Below are 21,147 nucleotides of genomic sequence, written 5' to 3' on the forward strand. Positions count from 1 at the left end.
TTATGCACGTTAGCTATTAATTGTCAAAGATGTAAATGGCGGAGGAAGAGGGATTCGAACCCCCGCGCGGTTTAACCCGCCTGTCGGTTTTCAAGACCGATCCCTTCAGCCGGACTTGGGTATTCCTCCGTGACAAGAAATAATATATCATGTCGAAAAAACAAAGTCAACAACATTAATAAAAAAACCGGACGAAAATGTTCGTCCAGTTCTATAAATATAATGTACGCTTTTTATTCTGGCAATATAACCTTATGCTTGCCCATATATGGTTGAAGAGCCTCCGGAATAAGAATGCTGCCATCTTCTTGCTGGTAATTTTCTAAAATAGCCGCAACCGTTCTACCTATTGCAAGCCCAGATCCATTTAACGTATGTACATGCTCCGGCTTCGCCTTAAGATCACGGCGGAAGCGAATGTTTGCACGACGTGCCTGGAAGCCTTCAAAATTACTACAAGAAGAAATTTCACGATACGTATTGTAGCTAGGCAGCCATACTTCAATATCATATTTTTTCGCTGCTGTAAAGCCTAGGTCACCTGTACACATGCTCAAAACACGGTATGGAAGCCCAAGAAGTTGTAAAACCTTTTCAGCATGTCCTGTTAATTTTTCAAGCTCAGCATATGAATCTTCTGGCTTAACAAACTTAACGAGCTCGACTTTATTGAACTGATGCTGACGGATTAATCCACGTGTGTCACGTCCTGCTGAACCAGCCTCGGAGCGGAAGCAAGCACTAAATGCTGCGTAACTGATTGGAAGCTGATCGCCACTAAGAATCTCATCACGATGCAGATTTGTAACCGGAACTTCAGCGGTTGGAATAAGGAAATAATCCTCGCTTTCAATTCGGAATGCATCTTCTTCAAACTTCGGCAGCTGACCTGTTCCAGGTCATGCTTGCACGATTGACCATATATGGTGGTAAAACCTCTTTATAGCCATGCTCATCAACGTGAAGATCTAACATAAAGTTAAGCAAAGCACGCTCTAGTCTTGCTCCTAAGCCTTTATAAAAAACAAAGCGGCTTCCTGTTACCTTTCCAGCACGTTCAAAATCAAGAATGCCAAGATTGTCAGCAAGGTCCCAGTGTGGCTTTGCCTCAAATGGGAATTCACGGATATCTCCCCATGTGCGAATCGGAACGTTGTCATCCTCTGTATCACCAACTGGTACACTTTCATGAGGAATATTTGGAATGCTCATCATCAGTTGTTCCAGCTGTTCTTCCACGACACGAAGCTCTTCATCAAAGGCCTTGATGTTTTCTCCAACTTGCTTCATCTCAGCGATTAGGTGATCGGCATTTTGCTTTTCACGCTTTAGAACCGCAACCTGTTGAGAAACCTCATTCCGCTTGCTTTTTAGCTGCTCACTTTCAACGATCAGATCACGACGCTTTGTATCAAGTTCCTCAAATCTACCTAAATCGGTTAAATCCTCACCACGATGCTGTAGCTTTTGTTTTACACCTTCAAAATCTGCTCTTAATACTTTAATGTCTAACATCTTTTGACCCTCCTTCTTTTTTTAAAAAAGCTTTGTTAAATTAGTCTGTTGATTTCCACTCCAGGCAATCCCTTTCCGCGGGGTGGTCCGGGAGCCTCCTCGGCGCTTAGCGCCTGTGGGGTCTCCCGTGACACGCTACTCCCGCAGGAGTCTCGTACCTTCCGTTCCAATCAACATTTTGCAATAAGTTAGCAATAGCTTTAACATAGCCTTAAAAAAATACAAAAAACTCCCGTCCCTAATACAGGGACGAGAGTTAACTCGCGTTGCCACCCTAGTTGAAAGCAAGAAGCTTTCCACCTCGATAAGATAACGGCTTAGACCGAAAGTATTTACTGATCCCCATATAAGGATGTTCCACACTTTACTCAAGGATGGATTCACAAATATCATTCACTGGTTCTCACCAACCACCAGCTCTCTTTAGAATGAACAATCTGCTACTAGTTCCTCTCAATGCTTTCAATTATAAATTCAAACATAATGTACTATATTTATTTCTAGAACGCAACCAATTTATACAGTTTGTTTTTCTTTTGCCTCTTTTACCATACTAACAAAGTATGCTGTTAAGCGATGGTCATCGGTTAACTCTGGATGGAAGGAGCAGCCTAGAATATGTCCTTCACGTGCTGCCACAATTCGACCATTGTGCTTTGAAATCACTTCGACATTTTCTCCAGCCTCAACGATATGAGGAGCACGGATAAATACTGCAGGGAAGTCGAGTGCTACACCTGTAATATCCAGCTCAGCCTCAAAGCTTTCACGCTGACGACCAAATGAATTACGTTCAACCGTTACATCCATGATGCCAATATGTGGCTCGTCATAACCAATCACTCTTTTAGCTAAAAGAATAAGCCCTGCACAAGTGCCAAATACTGGCTTACCTGAGTGTGCAAACTCTTTTAATTTATCCATAAATTGATATTTATCAATAAGCTTTCGCATCGTCGTACTCTCACCGCCAGGTAAGATTAACCCGTCGATTTCATCCAACTGTTCGACCTTTTTGATTACGATTGCTTCCGCTCCGGATTCTTCCACGGACCGGAATATGCTCTCGTACCGCTCCTTGTAATCCAAGAACCCCTATTTTAACCATTGTTTTTACCCCTTACCAACCGCGATCCTGCATACGAGCACTTGGAGCAATAGTAGAGATTTCAATGCCCTTCATTGCAGTTCCAAGGCCTTTTGAAAGGTTCGCAATTAATTCATAGTCTTGATAGTGTGTAGTAGCTTCAACAATTGCTCTTGCAAATTTAGCTGGGTTTTCTGATTTAAAGATCCCTGAACCAACAAACACGCCATCTGCGCCAAGCTGCATCATTAATGCTGCATCAGCTGGTGTTGCCACGCCGCCTGCTGCAAAGTTAACAACTGGCAACTTACCTAATTTTTTAATTTCAAGTAATACTTCAAAAGGAGCACCTAAAAGCTTTGCTTCAGTCATAAGCTCGTCTTCGTTCATCCCTACAACTTTCTTAACTTGAGCATTTACCTTACGCATATGACGAACTGCTTCAACGATATTTCCTGTTCCAGGTTCACCTTTTGTACGAAGCATAGAAGCACCCTCAGCAATACGACGAGCTGCTTCGCCTAAATCACGGCATCCGCACACAAATGGAACGGTAAAGTCTCTTTTATATAAATGGTACTCTTCATCTGCTGGAGTTAATACTTCACTTTCATCGATGTAGTCAACACCCATTGCTTCAAGCACACGAGCTTCAACAATATGCCCAATACGTGCTTTAGCCATTACTGGAATGGAAACAGCATTTAATACTTCTTCAGTAATTGTTGGGTCTGCCATTCTAGCGACTCCACCAGCTGCACGAATATCAGAAGGTACACGCTCTAAAGCCATAACGGCAACAGCGCCAGCCTCCTCAGCAATTTTTGCCTGCTCTGCATTTACAACGTCCATAATGACGCCGCCTTTTTGCATTTCTGCCATACCACGTTTTACACGATCTGTTCCTGTTTTCACGGAAGTTTCCCCCTAGAAATAAATATTGATTGAATTTTAAGAACAATTAATTCTATCGGATTATTCTTTTTTCCTTAATTTTAAATAAAACAATAAAAAAGGGTTCCTGTCAAGACAAGAACCCTTAAATTTAGAACCAACCTGCTACAGCAGATGACACACTTCCCCATACATCGCCAAAAAAGCCGCCAATTCCACGCATCATTAAAACGAATCCATTTGCTTTTTCAACATTTTCTGCAGCAATGACATCAACTTTAATCGTCTTGTCTCCCTTACCGTATAGGAAACCTAAATCATCGTCAGTTTTAGATTCAATCGTTACATATCCAATTTTATCTCCTTTTTTAACAGGAGCTGTTAATTCACCGTCTTCTGTAAGTTTCTTTTTATCTAACACTAATACTGCTTTATAGTTTTCTTTTTCACCATTCTTTAAAACTAGATTAATAGCATCTTTAGTGTAAATTTTCACTTTGTCTCCCTTACCTTTTACAACAGGAAGAGTTTTTGTACCTTTAACTTGATAGTGCTTAGGAAGAACCTCTTCTTCAGCAAAGTTATTAAAAGCATAATCTAATACTTTTCTTGTTTCAGTGAAGCGAGAGTCCTTTGAGTCTGCTTTCATAACAACAGAGATAAAACGTTGGCCATTTCTTTCAGCTGTTGCTGTAAAACAGTAGCCAGCAAAATCAGTAGAGCCCGTTTTTAGTCCATCTACCCCTTTATATTCAAAAATTAATCCAGGGAGCATCCAGTTGAAGTTAGGATATTCTCTTCCATCTTTTTTGAAATTTAATTTTGGAGTACTAGCTGTTTCGATTACTTCTGGATATTCATTAATTAAGTGAAAAGCAAGCTTCGCTACTGCACGAGCTGACATTACATTTTCATCTTTTGGTCCACCTGCAGGAATATTCCCTAATAAGCTTTCGTTATTAAGTCCTGATGAATTGACAAAATTATAATCATTTAAACCTAATTCTTTTGCTTTTTTATTCATAAGAGCAACGAAGTTCTTTTCTGTTCCTGCAACTGTTTCCGCTAGCGCAACTGTAGCTGCATTCCCAGAAAAAATCGCCATTGCTTGATATAACTCTTTAACTGTATATTCTTCGCCTTGTGTTAAACCAACATTGGAAAGTCCTGGAGCTGCTGATAGCTTATGAACATACTCATTGATCATCACTTTTTGATCCCAAGAAATTTTCTTATCATGGATGGCTTCTAACACCATGTATTCTGTCATCATTTTTGACATACTTGCTACACCAAGAACTGCATCGGGATTTTTTTGGTATAAAACTTTACCAGTCTTTGCATCTAGTAAAATAGCGGCACCCGCGTTAATACCTAGCGGATCACTTGCCGCCTTTGCATTATTTGGAACCATAGTCGCAACAGACGTAAAACATACTACGAACAGGGCAACGAATAACAAAAACTTACGATAATAATTCAACCCGATTTCCTCCAACTCTAAAAAATTAAGTCTGATCTATATTGTGAGAGTGGTAGTCTCTTATTTTCACCTTGACTAGTGTAACACAAAAATAAACGAGAAAAAAGACAGAGAATGCTTGCTCTGTCTTCAAAAAATATTGGAAATTAATTTTATAGGACTTTGTTCATACACAATTTGATTGCAAGATACTTGCACCAATTTTTACTAGTATTTATATGGTTACGATAATGAATAGTTAGGAGCCTCTTTAGTTATTTGAACATCATGTGGATGGCTTTCTCTTAAACCTGCTCCAGTCATTCGAATAAATTGTGAATTCTCTCTTAATTCTTTTAAATCTCTTGTTCCGCAATAGCCCATTCCTGATCGAATACCGCCAACTAATTGGTAAATTGTATCAGATAGTGGTCCTTTATACGGCACTCTTCCTTCAATGCCTTCTGGAACAAATTTCTTATTGTCCTCTTGGAAATATCGGTCCTTAGAGCCTTTTTCCATTGCGCTTACAGAACCCATACCGCGATAGACTTTAAAGCGACGTCCTTGGTAGATTTCAGTTTCACCAGGGCTTTCAGAAGTACCTGCAAGCATACTGCCGAGCATTACTGCATGACCTCCTGAAGCTAGAGCTTTTACAATATCTCCAGAATATTTTATTCCACCATCTGCAATAATTGCTTTACCATGCTTTCTAGCTTCTGTTGCACAATCATATACCGCCGTAATTTGTGGCACACCTACACCAGCTACAACACGGGTAGTACAGATTGAGCCAGGTCCTATTCCAACCTTCACCACATCAACGCCTGCTTCAATCAGTTCTCTTGTAGCAGCACCTGTAGCCACATTACCAGCAATAATGGCTAACTCTGGGTATTGTTTTCTAATCTCTTTTACAGTATTGATTACCCCCGCAGAATGGCCATGAGCGGTATCAACAACGATTACATCGACATTCGCCTTAACAAGAGCTTCAACACGTTTTAACGTATCAGATGTAACTCCAACCGCTGCACCAGCCAATAGACGTCCTTGTTGATCCTTTGCTGAATGTGGGAACTCAATTACTTTTTCAATATCCTTTATCGTAATTAGGCCTTTTAATACTCCTGAATCATCGACAAGTGGAAGTTTTTCAATCTTATATTGCTGTAAGATTTTTTCAGCATCCTCTAAACTCGTACCCACAGGCGCTGTAACAAGGTTTTCCTTTGTCATCACATCAGAGATAAGAATTGAGTAGTCTTGAATAAACCGTAAATCTCTATTCGTTAAAATTCCGACTAACTTTTGCTCGTCCGCGTTGTTTACAATTGGCACACCAGAAATTCTATATTTGCCCATCAAATGTTCAGCATCATAAATTTGTTTTTCTGGAGTTAGGAAAAATGGGTCTGTAATAACACCACTTTCTGATCTTTTAACTTTAAGGACCTGATCTGCCTGTTGTTCAATCGACATATTTTTATGAATAATTCCCAGACCACCTTGACGTGCAATCGCAATTGCCATATCCGCTTCTGTTACTGTATCCATTCCTGCACTGATAATAGGGATATTCAACTTGATTTTTTCCGTTAATTCTACTTGAAGACTTACATCCCGAGGCAGCACTTCCGATTTCGCTGGCACCAGCAAAACATCATCGAACGTTAATCCTTGTTTACTAAATTTAGATTCCCACATTTTTTATATGACCTCCTGGATACGTAAAAATATTATTAGTAGGTTATCAATTGGATAAAATACTGTCAAGGAAGAACTATTATGTTAGATTTTTCAGAAAATTATGTTAGAGGGTGGAATCAATCAAATATCAAGATTTATCTAGCTATTCTTTATTCTTTTCAGCCTCCTTTTCACAGTCTTTTTTAAAGAAATCCTATCAACAGCAAAACATCGATGGAGCAGAACAAAAAAGCTATCAAAATTGTTATCCCTTTATTTATTATTTGGAGCATGGCAAAATCTATTACCAACAAGCTGAGCTTGCACCATTAGTAATTCAACCCATCTTACTGTTTTACGGTTTTGTCCATTTAATTAAAGCCTGTATCCTGACGAAGGATCCTCATTATCCTGAGACTACATCCGTCTTAGCCCATGGAGTTTCTTCACGAAAAAGGAAAAAACAACATTATCGATTTTTAGAGGATGATGTAAAGCTTCAAAAAACAGGATTATTCCCATTTATGTCTGAAAAACTGTTTCACATGAAACAATTGGAAGGCGATAAAGTAATCATGGAAGAACTCCTTGCTCATATTCCGGAGTTAAGTCCACTATTTTTAAAATTAGAAGGAAAGAAAACTTTTGCTAAGGTAAATTTTGAAAAGAATAGCTTTTATCTTTCCAATAAAATATTAGATACATACCATATGACAGAAAATCGGTTTCAGGATTTCTTAACCAGTAAGTTTCAGATTCCTTTTTTGATTTCAAGTGAAACTGATATGATCAAAGTCGATATGAATATTGAACATTCCATTGATAATGGAACGGTTGTTCCGTTCCAATTTAATATTGTAGAAAACCATTATTCGTTTCCGCTTTTAAAAGATAAGCTATTTCATCTGCCTGAAATACTAATTCATTACTTATTACTTTATAATCTTAGTATGATTGCCAGATATGAAACAGAGTGGTGGAGTGAGTTAATCAAAATGATGCCTAATAATGATTATCCTTTTGTTCAATCATTTTTAAATGTGACACAAAAAAAAGGGCCATTTTTAATTTTTGAGTTTTTGACTAACGAGGGGAGAGGTTTGTAAGTGTATTTGCAAACAAAAAAACAGCCAAATCGGCTGTTTTTTATCTTGTGCCCGGCAACGTCCTACTCTCACAGGGGGAGAGCCCCCAACTACCATCGGCGCTGAGAAGCTTAACTTCCGTGTTCGGTATGGGAACGGGTGTGACCTTCTCGCTATCGCCACCAGACAAGTATGAACTTGAGGAATTTCATTCCCTCAAAACTAGATAATGCAGAAGAAGAAAAACGTTTTTTGGTTAAGTCCTCGATCGATTAGTATCAGTCAGCTCCACATGTCGCCACGCTTCCACCTCTGACCTATCAACCTGATCATCTTTCAGGGATCTTACTAGCTTGCGCTATGGGAAATCTCATCTTGAGGGGGGCTTCATGCTTAGATGCTTTCAGCACTTATCCCGTCCGCACATAGCTACCCAGCTATGCCTTTGGCAAGACAACTGGTACACCAGCGGTGCGTCCATCCAGGTCCTCTCGTACTAAGGACAGCTCCTCTCAAATTTCCTGCGCCCACGACGGATAGGGACCGAACTGTCTCACGACGTTCTGAACCCAGCTCGCGTACCGCTTTAATGGGCGAACAGCCCAACCCTTGGGACCGACTACAGCCCCAGGATGCGATGAGCCGACATCGAGGTGCCAAACCTCCCCGTCGATGTGGACTCTTGGGGGAGATAAGCCTGTTATCCCAGGGGTAGCTTTTATCCGTTGAGCGATGGCCCTTCCATGCGGAACCACCGGATCACTAAGCCCGACTTTCGTCCCTGCTCGACTTGTAGGTCTCGCAGTCAAGCTCCCTTGTGCCTTTACACTCTACGAATGATTTCCAACCATTCTGAGGGAACCTTTGGGCGCCTCCGTTACTTTTTAGGAGGCGACCGCCCCAGTCAAACTGCCCACCTGACACTGTCTCCTACCCCGATCAGGGGTATGGGTTAGAATTTCAATACAGCCAGGGTAGTATCCCACCGATGCCTCCACCGAAGCTGGCGCTCCAGGTTTCTACGGCTCCTACCTATCCTGTACAAGCTGTACCAAAATTCAATATCAGGCTACAGTAAAGCTCCACGGGGTCTTTCCGTCCTGTCGCGGGTAACCTGCATCTTCACAGGTACTATAATTTCACCGAGTCTCTCGTTGAGACAGTGCCCAGATCGTTACGCCTTTCGTGCGGGTCGGAACTTACCCGACAAGGAATTTCGCTACCTTAGGACCGTTATAGTTACGGCCGCCGTTTACTGGGGCTTCGGTTCAAAGCTTCGCTTGCGCTAACCTCTCCCCTTAACCTTCCAGCACCGGGCAGGCGTCAGCCCCTATACTTCGCCTTGCGGCTTTGCAGAGACCTGTGTTTTTGCTAAACAGTCGCCTGGGCCTATTCACTGCGGCTCTTCTAGGCTTTAACACCCAAAAGAGCACCCCTTCTCCCGAAGTTACGGGGTCATTTTGCCGAGTTCCTTAACGAGAGTTCTCTCGCTCACCTTAGGATTCTCTCCTCGACTACCTGTGTCGGTTTGCGGTACGGGCACCTTTTATCTCGCTAGAGGCTTTTCTTGGCAGTGTGGAATCAGGAACTTCGGTACTATATTTCCCTCGGCATCACAGCTCAGCCTTCTCGAAAATGGGATTTGCCTCATTTTCAGCCTAACTGCTTACACGCACATATCCAGCAGTGCGCTTACCCTATCCTCCTGCGTCCCCCCGTTGCTCAAACGATAATGAGGTGGTACAGGAATATCAACCTGTTATCCATCGCCTACGCCTTTCGGCCTCGGCTTAGGTCCCGACTAACCCTGAGCGGACGAGCCTTCCTCAGGAAACCTTAGTCATTCGGTGGATGGGATTCTCACCCATCTTTCGCTACTCATACCGGCATTCTCACTTCTAAGCGCTCCACCAGTCCTTACGGTCTAGCTTCAACGCCCTTAGAACGCTCTCCTACCACTGACATCGTAGATGTCAATCCACAGCTTCGGTGATACGTTTAGCCCAGGTACATTTTCGGCGCAGAGTCACTCGACCAGTGAGCTATTACGCACTCTTTAAATGGTGGCTGCTTCTAAGCCAACATCCTGGTTGTCTAAGCAACTCCACATCCTTTTCCACTTAACGTATACTTTGGGACCTTAGCTGGTGGTCTGGGCTGTTTCCCTTTTGACTACGGATCTTATCACTCGCAGTCTGACTCCCACGGATAAGTCTTTGGCATTCGGAGTTTGTCTGAATTCGGTAACCCGATGAGGGCCCCTAGTCCAAACAGTGCTCTACCTCCAAGACTCTTACTACGTGAGGCTAGCCCTAAAGCTATTTCGGAGAGAACCAGCTATCTCCAAGTTCGATTGGAATTTCTCCGCTACCCACACCTCATCCCCGCACTTTTCAACGTGCGTGGGTTCGGGCCTCCAGTTGGTGTTACCCAACCTTCACCCTGGACATGGGTAGATCACCTGGTTTCGGGTCTACGACCACATACTCATACGCCCTATTCAGACTCGCTTTCGCTGCGGCTCCGTCTTCTCAACTTAACCTTGCATGTAATCGTAACTCGCAGGTTCATTCTACAAAAGGCACGCCATCACCCATTAACGGGCTCTGACTACTTGTAGGCACACGGTTTCAGGATCTCTTTCACTCCCCTTCCAGGGTGCTTTTCACCTTTCCCTCACGGTACTGGTTCACTATCGGTCACTAGGGAGTATTTAGCCTTGGGAGATGGTCCTCCCTGCTTCCGGCCGGATTTCACGTGTCCAGGCCGTACTCAGGATCCACTCAGGAGGGAACGAAGTTTCAACTACAGGGTTTTTACCTTCTTTGACGGACCTTTCCAGATCTCTTCATTTACCCCGTTCCTTTGTAACTCCATGTTGAGTGTCCTACAACCCCAAGAGGCAAGCCTCTTGGTTTGGGCTATGTCCCGTTTCGCTCGCCGCTACTCAGGGAATCGCGTTTGCTTTCTCTTCCTCCGGGTACTTAGATGTTTCAGTTCCCAGGGTGTGCCTTCAATACCCTATGTATTCAGGTAAAGATACTACTCCATTACGAGTAGTGGGTTCCCCCATTCGGAAATCTCCAGGATCAAAGCTTACTTACAGCTCCCCGAAGCATATCGGTGTTAGTACCGTCCTTCATCGGCTCCTAGTGCCAAGGCATCCACCGTGCGCCCTTTCTAACTTAACCTAAAGGTTAATTCTCTTATTATTAAGAGAGAAAAAACTAATGTGGTGTTTCTTGTTTTCTTCTTCTTACGATTATCTAGTTTTCAAGGAACAAAAAATAACGACATGGTGCAATCGTTATGATTGGTGGAGTCTAGGGGGATCGAACCCCTGACCTCCTGCGTGCAAGGCAGGCGCTCTCCCAGCTGAGCTAAGACCCCGTTATGGGTTATGGTGGGCCTAAATGGACTCGAACCATCGACCTCACGCTTATCAGGCGTGCGCTCTAACCAGCTGAGCTATAGGCCCATATATAACGGATAAATATTAAACTTTTGAGAAATTGCTCTCTCAAAACTAAACAAACCAAACAGTCAACAGTACAGACCAGAAGGTCTGCATTCCGATTGTCTTTACGACAATATCCTTAGAAAGGAGGTGATCCAGCCGCACCTTCCGATACGGCTACCTTGTTACGACTTCACCCCAATCATCTGTCCCACCTTAGGCGGCTGGCTCCTTACGGTTACCCCACCGACTTCGGGTGTTACAAACTCTCGTGGTGTGACGGGCGGTGTGTACAAGGCCCGGGAACGTATTCACCGCGGCATGCTGATCCGCGATTACTAGCGATTCCAGCTTCATGTAGGCGAGTTGCAGCCTACAATCCGAACTGAGAATGGTTTTATGGGATTGGCTCGACCTCGCGGTTTCGCGACCCTTTGTACCATCCATTGTAGCACGTGTGTAGCCCAGGTCATAAGGGGCATGATGATTTGACGTCATCCCCACCTTCCTCCAGGTTTGTCACCGGCAGTCACCTTAGAGTGCCCAACTAAATGCTGGCAACTAAGATCAAGGGTTGCGCTCGTTGCGGGACTTAACCCAACATCTCACGACACGAGCTGACGACAACCATGCACCACCTGTCACTCTGTCCCCCGAAGGGGAACGTCCTATCTCTAGGAGTGTCAGAGGATGTCAAGACCTGGTAAGGTTCTTCGCGTTGCTTCGAATTAAACCACATGCTCCACCGCTTGTGCGGGCCCCCGTCAATTCCTTTGAGTTTCAGCCTTGCGGCCGTACTCCCCAGGCGGAGTGCTTAATGCGTTTGCTGCAGCACTAAAGGGCGGAAACCCTCTAACACTTAGCACTCATCGTTTACGGCGTGGACTACCAGGGTATCTAATCCTGTTCGCTCCCCACGCTTTCGCGCCTCAGCGTCAGTTACAGACCAAAGAGCCGCCTTCGCCACTGGTGTTCCTCCACATCTCTACGCATTTCACCGCTACACGTGGAATTCCGCTCTTCTCTTCTGCACTCAAGTTCCCCAGTTTCCAATGACCCTCCCGGTTCAGCCGGGGGCTTTCACATCAGACTTAAGGAACCGCCTGCGCGCGCTTTACGCCCAATAATTCCGGACAACGCTTGCCACCTACGTATTACCGCGGCTGCTGGCACGTAGTTAGCCGTGGCTTTCTGGTTAGGTACCGTCAAGGTACCGGCAGTTACTCCGGTACTTGTTCTTCCCTAACAACAGAGCTTTACGACCCGAAGGCCTTCTTCGCTCACGCGGCGTTGCTCCGTCAGACTTTCGTCCATTGCGGAAGATTCCCTACTGCTGCCTCCCGTAGGAGTCTGGGCCGTGTCTCAGTCCCAGTGTGGCCGATCACCCTCTCAGGTCGGCTACGCATCGTCGCCTTGGTGAGCCGTTACCTCACCAACTAGCTAATGCGCCGCGGGCCCATCTGTAAGTGACAGCCGAAACCGTCTTTCAGCTTTCCCTCATGAGAGGGAAAGGATTATCCGGTATTAGCTCCGGTTTCCCGAAGTTATCCCAGTCTTACAGGCAGGTTGCCCACGTGTTACTCACCCGTCCGCCGCTGATATCAGGGAGCAAGCTCCCGTCAATCCGCTCGACTTGCATGTATTAGGCACGCCGCCAGCGTTCGTCCTGAGCCAGGATCAAACTCTCCAAGAAAGTTGATTTAGCTCAAAAATGTTACGTTGGCTAGTGTGTTATAACCGAAGTTATAATCACTAAAATTTATTATTGTTGACGTTTGTTTGTTTAGTTTTCAAAGAACAATATTTTCTTTATCGCTCAGAAGCGACTTTATTAATATATCATTCTCACAGTGATAAGTCAATGTATATTTTTCAATATTGGAAAACTCATTAACTTATTGCTGTGGCTGACTTGAATTAGTATATCAACTTTCCACTATCTATGCAAGTGTTTTTTGAGAATATCTCCACAGATGAAAAAAATAAAAAAGATGACTCATTATATCGAGCCATCTTTTTTATTTTCTTACTATTCTTGATCATCATCTATTTCAGTGTTTGAATCAATTTCATCAGAAGAATCGGTTTTTGTATCATCTTCAGCTGCTTCCAATAATCGAGTTAAACTAGTATCTGGAATTTCCTGTTCTGTTACTGTTTCTTCTATTGCTTCAGAATCCAATTCATCCTCTGGTTTATCTTCTTCTTTTTCAACCTTTGCTACAGTTGCTACTTGATCTTGATCTTCTTCACCTAAACGAATCAATCTTACACCTTGAGTATTTCTACCCATTGAAGATATATCATCGACATCCATTCTTATTAACACACCACCGGTCGTAATAAGCATAATGTCTTCCTCACCAGTAACAACCTTCATCGATACAAGAGCTCCGTTTTTATCGGTAATATTGCATGTTTTAATTCCTTTACCACCTCTACCTTGAATACGGTACTCAGAAGCAGGGGTACGTTTTCCGTAACCATTTTTCGTAACAATTAGAATTTCAGTATTTTCTTCTAGTACTTCCATTCCTATAACTTCATCATCAGAATCCAAGGTAATTCCTTTAACTCCTGTAGCGGTTCTACCCATTGATCTGACATCAGTCTCTGGGAATCTTATTAGCATTCCTTTTTTAGTACCAATGATAATTTCCTTGGAACCATCTGTTAGACGAACGGAAATTAGTTCATCTTCCTCACGAAGGTTAACTGCAATTAAACCGTTATTACGGATATGGGCGAAAGATGTTAATGGAGAGCGTTTGGAAACCCCTTCCTTAGTTGTAAAGAATAGGAACCAATCATCAACAAACTCTTCTACAGGAATAATTGCGTTTATCCATTCACCTTTATCGATTTCTAACAGATTGATGATTGGCAACCCTTTAGCTGTTCTGCTATATTCCGGAATTTCATAACCTTTTGAACGATATACTTTTCCTTTATTGGTAAAGAAGAGGATCGTATCATGCGTTGAGGTTGTAATTAGATGCTCAACAAAATCATCCTCATTCGTATTCATTCCTTGAATTCCCCGACCACCTCGTTTTTGTGAACGGTAAGTAGAGACAGGAAGACGTTTGATATACCCGTTATGAGTTAACGTTATCACGATACTCTCTCTTGGAATAAGATCTTCATCCTCAATCATTTCAATTCCGCTTGTGATGATCTCAGTACGACGTTTATCGTTAAAGCGTTCTTTAATCTCTGTTAATTCTTCGCGAATAATTTGGAGGATTTTTTCCTCATCTGCAAGGATCGCTTTTAATTCGGCAATTAAATTAAGTAGGTTTTGTAACTCTTCCTCAATTTTTTCACGTTCTAAGCCAGTTAAACGCTGCAGGCGCATATCAAGAATTGCTTGAGCTTGCTTTTCGGAAAGGTTAAATTGTGTCATTAATCCTTCACGGGCAATGTCAGTTGTTCTCGAACTACGAATTAAACTAATAACAGCATCAATATTGTCCAATGCTATTTTTAAACCTTCTACAATATGAGCTCGTGCTTCAGCTTTTCGAAGTTCGAATTCAGTTCGACGACGAATAACGACTTTTTGGTGGTCTAAATAATAAACTAAACATTGCTTTAAGCTTAATACTTTTGGTTGTCCATCAACCAAAGCAAGAGTGTTAATCCCAAAGCTCGTTTGCATCGCAGTATGCTTATAAAGGTTATTTAGGAGGACGTTAGCATTGGCATCCTTGCGTACCTCAATAACAATCCTCATTCCATTTCGGTCTGATTCATCACGGAGGTCCGTAATACCTTCGATTCTTTTTTCGCGCGCCAATTCCGCAATTTTTTCTATTAGCCGTGCTTTGTTTACTTGATAAGGTAATTCATTAACGATAATGACTTCTTTGCCGTTTGATTTTTGCTCAATTTCAACTTTAGAGCGAACTGTAATCGAGCCTCTGCCTGTTTCATATGCTTTGCGGATTCCACTTCGACCTAGAATTTGTCCACCTGTTGGAAAATCAGGACCTGGGATAATTTCCATTAATTCTTGAGTTGTAATTTCAGGATCATGACTGACAGCTAAAACGCCATCAATTACTTCGCCAAGCTGATGTGGCGGAATATTTGTTGCCATTCCAACGGCGATTCCAGTTGTTCCGTTGACTAACAGGTTAGGGAATCGTGCTGGCAAAACGACTGGTTCCTTTTCCTCACCATCATAGTTATCTTGATAATCGATAGTATCTTTGTTAATATCTCTTAAAAGCTCCATCGATATTTTCGACATTCTTGATTCGGTGTAACGCATTGCCGCAGCCGAATCACCATCAACAGAACCAAAGTTACCGTGTCCATCAACTAGCATATAGCGATAGTTAAAATCCTGTGCCATCCGAACCATAGTTTCGTAAACGGCAGAATCTCCGTGTGGATGGTATTTACCGATTACATCGCCAACGATACGTGCAGATTTTTTATAAGGTTTGTCCGCATGAATTCCAAGATCATGCATAGCATAAAGAATACGGCGATGGACCGGCTTTAAACCATCACGTACATCTGGAAGGGCACGAGATACAATAACACTCATTGCATAGTCAAGGAAGGATGTTTTCATTTCCTGACTAATATTAATCTCTTTTATTTGAGAATTTGGTGTTTCAGCCATGTTTGGTACCTCCTATTTAAGGCCAAGCGACCCCAATTTGATCGTCCTCTGATCTTCGTAAATGAAAAAGGAGGATAGTGGTCAAACCTCTACCCTTAGTCCTTTCTTATTTTCCAGCACCAGCGGCTAGCCCTTCGAGGTCATAAGCCAAATCAATACAGAGACTCACGTCTCTTGCGTGATTCGTCTTATGCTTGTCGGGGCTGTATGAGCCGCTTCCGCTTTTCGTTATTGTCTAGCTCCAGCGCCTCAGGGCTCGGGGTCATAAGTCAATCCAACCAGAAGGTCAAAAAGCGACCTTCCGTCTGGCTCGCCTTATGCCTGTCGCCCCTGGGCAAGGCGCTTCCGCTTTTCGTTATATATCTAAATTCTTAACGTATTGTGCATTCGTTTCGATGAAGACACGTCGCGGTTCTACTTTATCGCCCATTAACATCTCAAAGGTTTCATCTGCTTCGATGGCATCCTCTAAGCTTACCTGCAGCATCGTTCTTTGTGATGGGTCCATCGTCGTTTCCCATAACTGACCTGGATTCATCTCTCCTAAACCTTTATAGCGCTGAATATTTGGCTTAGGCGCATTAGGTAATTCAGCAAAAATACGTTCCAACTCTTTATCGTTATAGGCATATTCAATCCGTTTCCCTTGTTGAACCTTATAGAGTGGTGGTTGAGCAATATAAACATAACCAGCCTCTAATATTTGCCTCATGTAACGGTAAAAGAACGTTAATAATAGCGTTCGAATATGAGCTCCATCAACGTCTGCATCTGTCATAATGACGACTTTATGATAACGAGCTTTGGAAATATCGAAATCCTCACCGATACCAGTACCTATGGCCGTAATCATTGCACGAACCTCATTGTTTGAAAGGATTTTATCCAGACGGGCCTTTTCAACATTGAGGATTTTACCGCGTAAAGGCAGAATCGCTTGGAAATGACGATCACGACCTTGTTTAGCAGAACCACCAGCTGAATCACCCTCAACGATATAAAGCTCGCTGATTGAAGGGTCCTTCGATGAACAATCCGCTAATTTCCCGGGTAAACTTGAAACCTCTAGGGCACTTTTTCGGCGCGTTAGCTCACGGGCCTTTTTCGCTGCTAGTCTTGCTCGTGCAGCCATTAAACCTTTATCAACAATTTTCCTAGCCACACCAGGATTTTCCAACATAAACTTTTCAAAATGGTCAGAGAATACCATATCGGTAATTGTCCGAACTTCCGAATTTCCTAGTTTCGTTTTCGTTTGACCCTCAAATTGTGGATCAGGATGTTTAATTGAGATAATGGCGGTAATCCCTTCACGCACATCCTCACCAGATAGATTGGTGTCATTTTCTTTTATTAAATTATTTTTACGAGCATAATCATTTATTACTCGTGTTAAAGCGGTTTTGAAGCCAAATTCATGAGTTCCACCTTCATATGTGTGAATATTATTCGCAAATGAATAAATATTACTTGTGTAACTCTCGTTATATTGGAGCGATACTTCAACAGTAATTCCGTCCTTCTCGCCTTCAATAAAGATTGGTTCTTCATGAATGACTTCCTTCGAGCGGTTTAGATGCTCTACATACGATTTAATTCCGCCTTCATAAAGGTATTCGTTTTTCTTATTTTCTACTCGTTTATCTTCAATCGTAATCATGATGTTACGATTTAAGAAAGCTAACTCACGTAAACGATTAGCTAGTGTATCAAAGTCATATTCAAGTGTTTCAGTGAAAATCTCTCCATCTGGAACAAAGTGAATCGTTGTACCGGTTCGATCCGTATCACCGATTACTTGTAAGTCAGCTAGAGGAACACCACGTTCATATTTTTGATAGTGAATTTGACCATCACGATGAACATATACTTCAAGATTGGTTGATAAGGCATTTACGACAGATGCACCAACACCATGTAGTCCACCCGATACTTTATATCCTCCACCGCCAAATTTACCACCGGCATGAAGGACCGTTAGAATAACCTCTACGGCTGGTCGGCCCATTTTCTCTTGAATACCAACAGGAATCCCACGTCCGTTATCTATAACAGTGATACTGTTATCTGCTTCAATAACGACATTAATTTCTGAGCAATGTCCCGCAAGTGCCTCATCTATACTATTATCAACTATCTCCCATACAAGATGATGTAAACCTTTTGCACTTGTGGAGCCAATGTACATACCTGGGCGTTTTCTTACCGCTTCTAAGCCTTCTAAAACCTGTATCTGGCTTGCATCATAGGTTTCTTCTTGCATCGCCTTTTGCTCCATTGCCATTTCGATCACCTACTCTTTCTGCATACACACTCGTCTTTATCAATTATCAAAAAGCGATACTTGCTTTTATTCTTGGTTGAAAAGTCCTTGTGAGCGTTTTTTAATGTTCCAGGAAGAAAAAGGGGAAAAATATATTTTATCTAGCGTAATAACAACCGATTTATATGGTCCTTTCGCTAGGTTAAATACTTGCTCTTGTTGGTTTTGAATGAATATATCCATAAATGGTGAAGAGTTCATACTTTCTTTATCAATGATTGCAATAATATCTTTTGTTCTAATTGATACATCTTCGCCAACATGAAGATACATTTTAACACCTCATTGAAGTCGGTTCATTATACCAGTTTCTACACGGTAGGTTGCAGCCTCTTTCAGTGTTTGATGGTCAATTCCATCGACACTTGTGGTAGTAACAAACGTTTGAACCTTCCCTTGAATCGTATTAAGCAGATGGGATTGACGATAATCATCAAGCTCACTCAAAACATCGTCTAATAATAAAATAGGGTACTCGCCTATCTCAGAGCGAATTAATTCGATCTCAGCGAGTTTAACGGAGAGGGCTGTTGTTCTTTGTTGTCCTTGTGAACCGAATGTTTGAACATCCCGTTCGTTAACAATAAACAGTAGATCATCTCGATGGGGACCGAACAAAGTAATACCCCGCTCAATTTCTTTTTGTTTAACTTTTGCATATTTTTGTTCGTATACTTCTAACATTTTCGACAAACTAAAGTCTTCTGATACATCAACTGAAGGTTTATAATCCATTTTTAATGTTTCTAAGCCTCTAGAAATACCTTGATGAATCGGGATAGCCCATTTTTCCAGCAATTGAATAAACTCGAACCGTTTATGAACAATTTTTGCAGCAAGTACCATGAACTGTTCAGTCAAAATATCTAGCATGGTTAAATCTGACTGTTTCTTTGATTGCAAAAGCTTTAAATAGTGATTCCTCTGCTGTAATACTTTTTGAAACTGCCCCATATCATGTAAATACACTGGTGAAACCTGGCCAATCTCCATATCAATAAACCGCCGTCTTACTTGAGGGCTTCCTTTAACAAGGTTAAGGTCCTCTGGCGCAAACATGACAACATTCATATTTCCAATATATTGGCTTAGCTTTTGCTGCTCAATATGATTGCATTTTGCCTTTTTTCCCTTTTTTGAAATAATTAATTGGAGTGGCAAAGATCCGTGCTGTTTTTTGATCCTACCTTCTATTTTAGCATATTCTTTGTCCCATGATATAAGTTCTTTATCATTTGATGTGCGATGTGATTTTGCTAAAGCCAGCACATAGATGGACTCCATGACATTGGTTTTTCCCTGGGCATTTTCGCCTAGGATAACATTTACTTTATTTTCAAATTGAGCTTCAAGATCCGTATAATTACGATAATTTTTTAGTAGCAATTGCTCGATATACATAGAAGCCACCTTTGTTTATTACATCACAATATACGATCCAAAATCAGGAATTTCGATTTTATCCCAGGGATATAGCTTTCTACCTCTTCGTTGATCCTGTTCTCCATTAATGAAAACAGCATATTCCGCAAGAAACCATTTAGCCATGCCACCCGATTGAATCACTTCAGCTAATTTTAAGAACTGACCTAATGTAATATAATCTTTATCAATTTTGATATCTTTCATTATCTCACTCTTTTCGTTTGGAAAGTAAGTGATCTTAAAAATATTGTTTTTTTGACCCAATTCTTTAATTTTACTAAAAAACAACTCGTGTTACAAATGATAAAAAATTATGGGATTATATCCCTTTTCAACAGAAAAGAGTTCGACTAAAAGCTAGAAGCCGAACTCTTTGAAAACTTTAATAGGTTCTTACAGGTAAGATTAGTTGAAGGATGGAATCATCACCGGTTGGACGAATCACAAATGGGCGCATTGCACCAGTAAAGCTAATTTTGATTTCTGTCCCTTCCAGAGCCTTTAAAGCATCCATCATATATTTTGCACTAAAGGAGATTTTCAATTCTTCTCCCTCTATTTCCTGTGATTGAACTTGCTCTACAACATTACCGATTTCCAGTGTATTGGAGGAAATTTCAATTACTCCTCCATCCATTATCGCAAATTTTACAACATTGTTTTTCCCTTCACGCGCTAATAAGGATGCACGATCGATTGCCTGTAAAAATTCCTTTGTAATAACAGATACTGTTGTTTTACTTTCAGCCGGAATTAAACGAGATGTGTCTGGGTAGTTCCCTTCCAACAATCTTGAGAAAAATAATAGATGCTTTGCTTTAAATAAAACCTGATTCTCTGTGATAACAATATCAATGGGTTCATTGGTATCATCAAGAATTTTGCTTAATTCATTAAGACTTTTTCCAGGAATGACAACGTTATACGTTTCATTATTCTCGGATTCAATTCTTGCTTTTCTAAGTGCTAATCTGTGGCTATCTGTTGCAATACAGGCTAATTCATTGTTTTCAATTGCCCAGTTGACACCTGTCAAGATCGGGCGTGTTTCTGAGGTGGACACTGCAAAAACGGTTTGGCGAATCATCATTTTTAACAGATCAGTCGGAATACGAAAGACATTTTCTTCAGCAATTTGTGGTAGATGAGGGTATTCCTCTGCATCTAATCCATTTAAGTTGAATTCTGATTTACCTGAGCGAATAACGGTTTGTAGGTGATTTTCTACATGTATTTCTACCGTATCTGTTGGTAACTTTTTTACGATTTCACTGAAGAATTTAGCTTGTAAAACAATAGCACCTGTTTGTTTTATCTCAACAATTTCATCTCCAGCTTCTTCTTTTGGAATAAATGATTCAATCGAAATATCAGAATCACTTCCAGTTAATGTTACTCCTTCATTTGTCGCTACGATTTTAATACCTGTCAAAATAGGAATCGTTGTTCTGGATGTAACAGCCTTCATGACATCCTGAACACTTTGAACTAATCGATCTCGTTGGATTATAAATCTCATTTAAATTAATCCTCCGTTTAGGAATATTTTTTTGGTTAAAAACATATAATTA

At 41.6% G+C, this 21,147-nt stretch carries 10 protein-coding genes, 3 tRNA genes, 3 rRNA genes, 2 pseudogenes and 1 other annotated feature; of the genes and pseudogenes, 1 reads left to right on the plus strand and 17 read right to left on the minus strand.

Annotation, left to right across the window (positions count from 1 at the left end):
* Positions 1-36: 36 nt before the first annotated feature.
* The 6 genes and pseudogenes from RGF10_RS00835 to guaB form a co-directional block, all read right to left on the minus strand.
* A tRNA-Ser gene (locus RGF10_RS00835) sits at positions 37-129 on the minus strand.
* Positions 130-233: 104 nt separating this feature from the next.
* A pseudogene (gene serS, locus RGF10_RS00840) lies at positions 234-1,515 on the minus strand (serine--tRNA ligase).
* 242 nt (positions 1,516-1,757) lie between these two features.
* Positions 1,758-1,981 (minus strand) — a binding site (T-box leader).
* A 50-nt stretch (positions 1,982-2,031) separates the two neighbouring features.
* Positions 2,032-2,623 (minus strand): annotated as a pseudogene (pdxT, locus tag RGF10_RS00845) (pyridoxal 5'-phosphate synthase glutaminase subunit PdxT).
* A gap of 12 nt (positions 2,624-2,635) precedes the next feature.
* Complete coding sequence (pdxS, locus tag RGF10_RS00850; protein ID WP_318506440.1) at positions 2,636-3,517, minus strand: pyridoxal 5'-phosphate synthase lyase subunit PdxS; 882 nt, start codon at positions 3,515-3,517, stop codon at positions 2,636-2,638.
* A gap of 130 nt (positions 3,518-3,647) precedes the next feature.
* A complete protein-coding gene (locus RGF10_RS00855) occupies positions 3,648-4,979 on the minus strand; it encodes a D-alanyl-D-alanine carboxypeptidase family protein (protein ID WP_318506442.1) in 1,332 nt (443 codons plus the stop codon).
* Positions 4,980-5,201: 222 nt separating this feature from the next.
* Positions 5,202-6,668, minus strand: coding sequence for an IMP dehydrogenase (guaB, locus tag RGF10_RS00860; RefSeq protein WP_318506444.1), 1,467 nt, complete (start codon positions 6,666-6,668; stop codon positions 5,202-5,204).
* A 113-nt stretch (positions 6,669-6,781) separates the two neighbouring features.
* Here guaB and RGF10_RS00865 point away from each other — a divergent pair, with 113 nt between their 5' ends.
* Positions 6,782-7,756: a YaaC family protein gene (locus RGF10_RS00865; RefSeq protein ID WP_412176662.1), complete on the plus strand. Its 975-nt coding sequence runs from the start codon at positions 6,782-6,784 to the stop codon at positions 7,754-7,756.
* A 49-nt stretch (positions 7,757-7,805) separates the two neighbouring features.
* Here RGF10_RS00865 and rrf read toward each other — a convergent pair.
* The 11 genes from rrf to dnaN form a co-directional block, all read right to left on the minus strand.
* Positions 7,806-7,922 (minus strand): 5S ribosomal RNA (gene rrf / locus RGF10_RS00870).
* Positions 7,923-7,987: 65 nt separating this feature from the next.
* Positions 7,988-10,926 (minus strand): 23S ribosomal RNA (locus tag RGF10_RS00875).
* Between the two features lie 123 nt (positions 10,927-11,049).
* A tRNA-Ala gene (locus tag RGF10_RS00880) sits at positions 11,050-11,125 on the minus strand.
* 11 nt (positions 11,126-11,136) lie between these two features.
* Positions 11,137-11,213: transfer RNA gene (locus tag RGF10_RS00885), tRNA-Ile, on the minus strand.
* Between the two features lie 122 nt (positions 11,214-11,335).
* A 16S ribosomal RNA gene (locus RGF10_RS00890) occupies positions 11,336-12,885 on the minus strand.
* The 16S, 23S and 5S rRNA genes sit together here with 2 tRNA genes alongside, the layout of an rRNA operon.
* Before the next feature lie 336 nt (positions 12,886-13,221).
* A complete protein-coding gene (gyrA, locus tag RGF10_RS00895) occupies positions 13,222-15,828 on the minus strand; it encodes a DNA gyrase subunit A (RefSeq protein ID WP_318506446.1) in 2,607 nt (868 codons plus the stop codon).
* A 355-nt stretch (positions 15,829-16,183) separates the two neighbouring features.
* A complete protein-coding gene (gyrB, locus tag RGF10_RS00900) occupies positions 16,184-18,106 on the minus strand; it encodes a DNA topoisomerase (ATP-hydrolyzing) subunit B (protein WP_318509283.1) in 1,923 nt (640 codons plus the stop codon).
* Positions 18,107-18,178: 72 nt separating this feature from the next.
* The gene (remB, locus tag RGF10_RS00905) at positions 18,179-18,424 is read right to left on the minus strand and encodes an extracellular matrix regulator RemB (RefSeq protein WP_318506448.1); all 246 of its coding nucleotides are present in this window, start codon (positions 18,422-18,424) and stop codon (positions 18,179-18,181) included.
* Between the two features lie 9 nt (positions 18,425-18,433).
* Entirely contained in the window at positions 18,434-19,552 is a 1,119-nt protein-coding gene (recF, locus tag RGF10_RS00910; protein WP_318506449.1) for a DNA replication/repair protein RecF, read from the minus strand.
* A gap of 18 nt (positions 19,553-19,570) precedes the next feature.
* Positions 19,571-19,780 carry a S4 domain-containing protein YaaA gene (gene yaaA / locus RGF10_RS00915; protein ID WP_318506451.1) on the minus strand — a complete coding sequence of 70 codons (210 nt, stop codon included), beginning with the start codon at positions 19,778-19,780 and terminating at the stop codon, positions 19,571-19,573.
* Positions 19,781-19,958: 178 nt separating this feature from the next.
* Positions 19,959-21,095, minus strand: coding sequence for a DNA polymerase III subunit beta (gene dnaN / locus RGF10_RS00920; protein WP_318506454.1), 1,137 nt, complete (start codon positions 21,093-21,095; stop codon positions 19,959-19,961).
* Positions 21,096-21,147: the final 52 nt, after the last annotated feature.

It is taken from the genome of Bacillus sp. T3, assembly GCF_033449965.1.
Taxonomy (GTDB): Bacteria; Bacillota; Bacilli; order Bacillales; family Cytobacillaceae; genus Bacillus_BU.

Excerpts from the sequence above, each read along its gene's own strand:
- guaB (WP_318506444.1), bottom strand. The coding sequence starts at position 6,668 with ATGTGGGAATCTAAATTTAGTAAACAAGGATTAACGTTCGATGATGTT.
- gyrA (WP_318506446.1), bottom strand. The coding sequence starts at position 15,828 with ATGGCTGAAACACCAAATTCTCAAATAAAAGAGATTAATATTAGTCAG.
- gyrB (WP_318509283.1), bottom strand. The coding sequence starts at position 18,106 with ATGGAGCAAAAGGCGATGCAAGAAGAAACCTATGATGCAAGCCAGATA.
- remB (WP_318506448.1), bottom strand. The coding sequence starts at position 18,424 with ATGTATCTTCATGTTGGCGAAGATGTATCAATTAGAACAAAAGATATT.
- recF (WP_318506449.1), bottom strand. The coding sequence starts at position 19,552 with ATGTATATCGAGCAATTGCTACTAAAAAATTATCGTAATTATACGGAT.
- yaaA (WP_318506451.1), bottom strand. The coding sequence starts at position 19,780 with ATGAAAGATATCAAAATTGATAAAGATTATATTACATTAGGTCAGTTC.
- dnaN (WP_318506454.1), bottom strand. The coding sequence starts at position 21,095 with ATGAGATTTATAATCCAACGAGATCGATTAGTTCAAAGTGTTCAGGAT.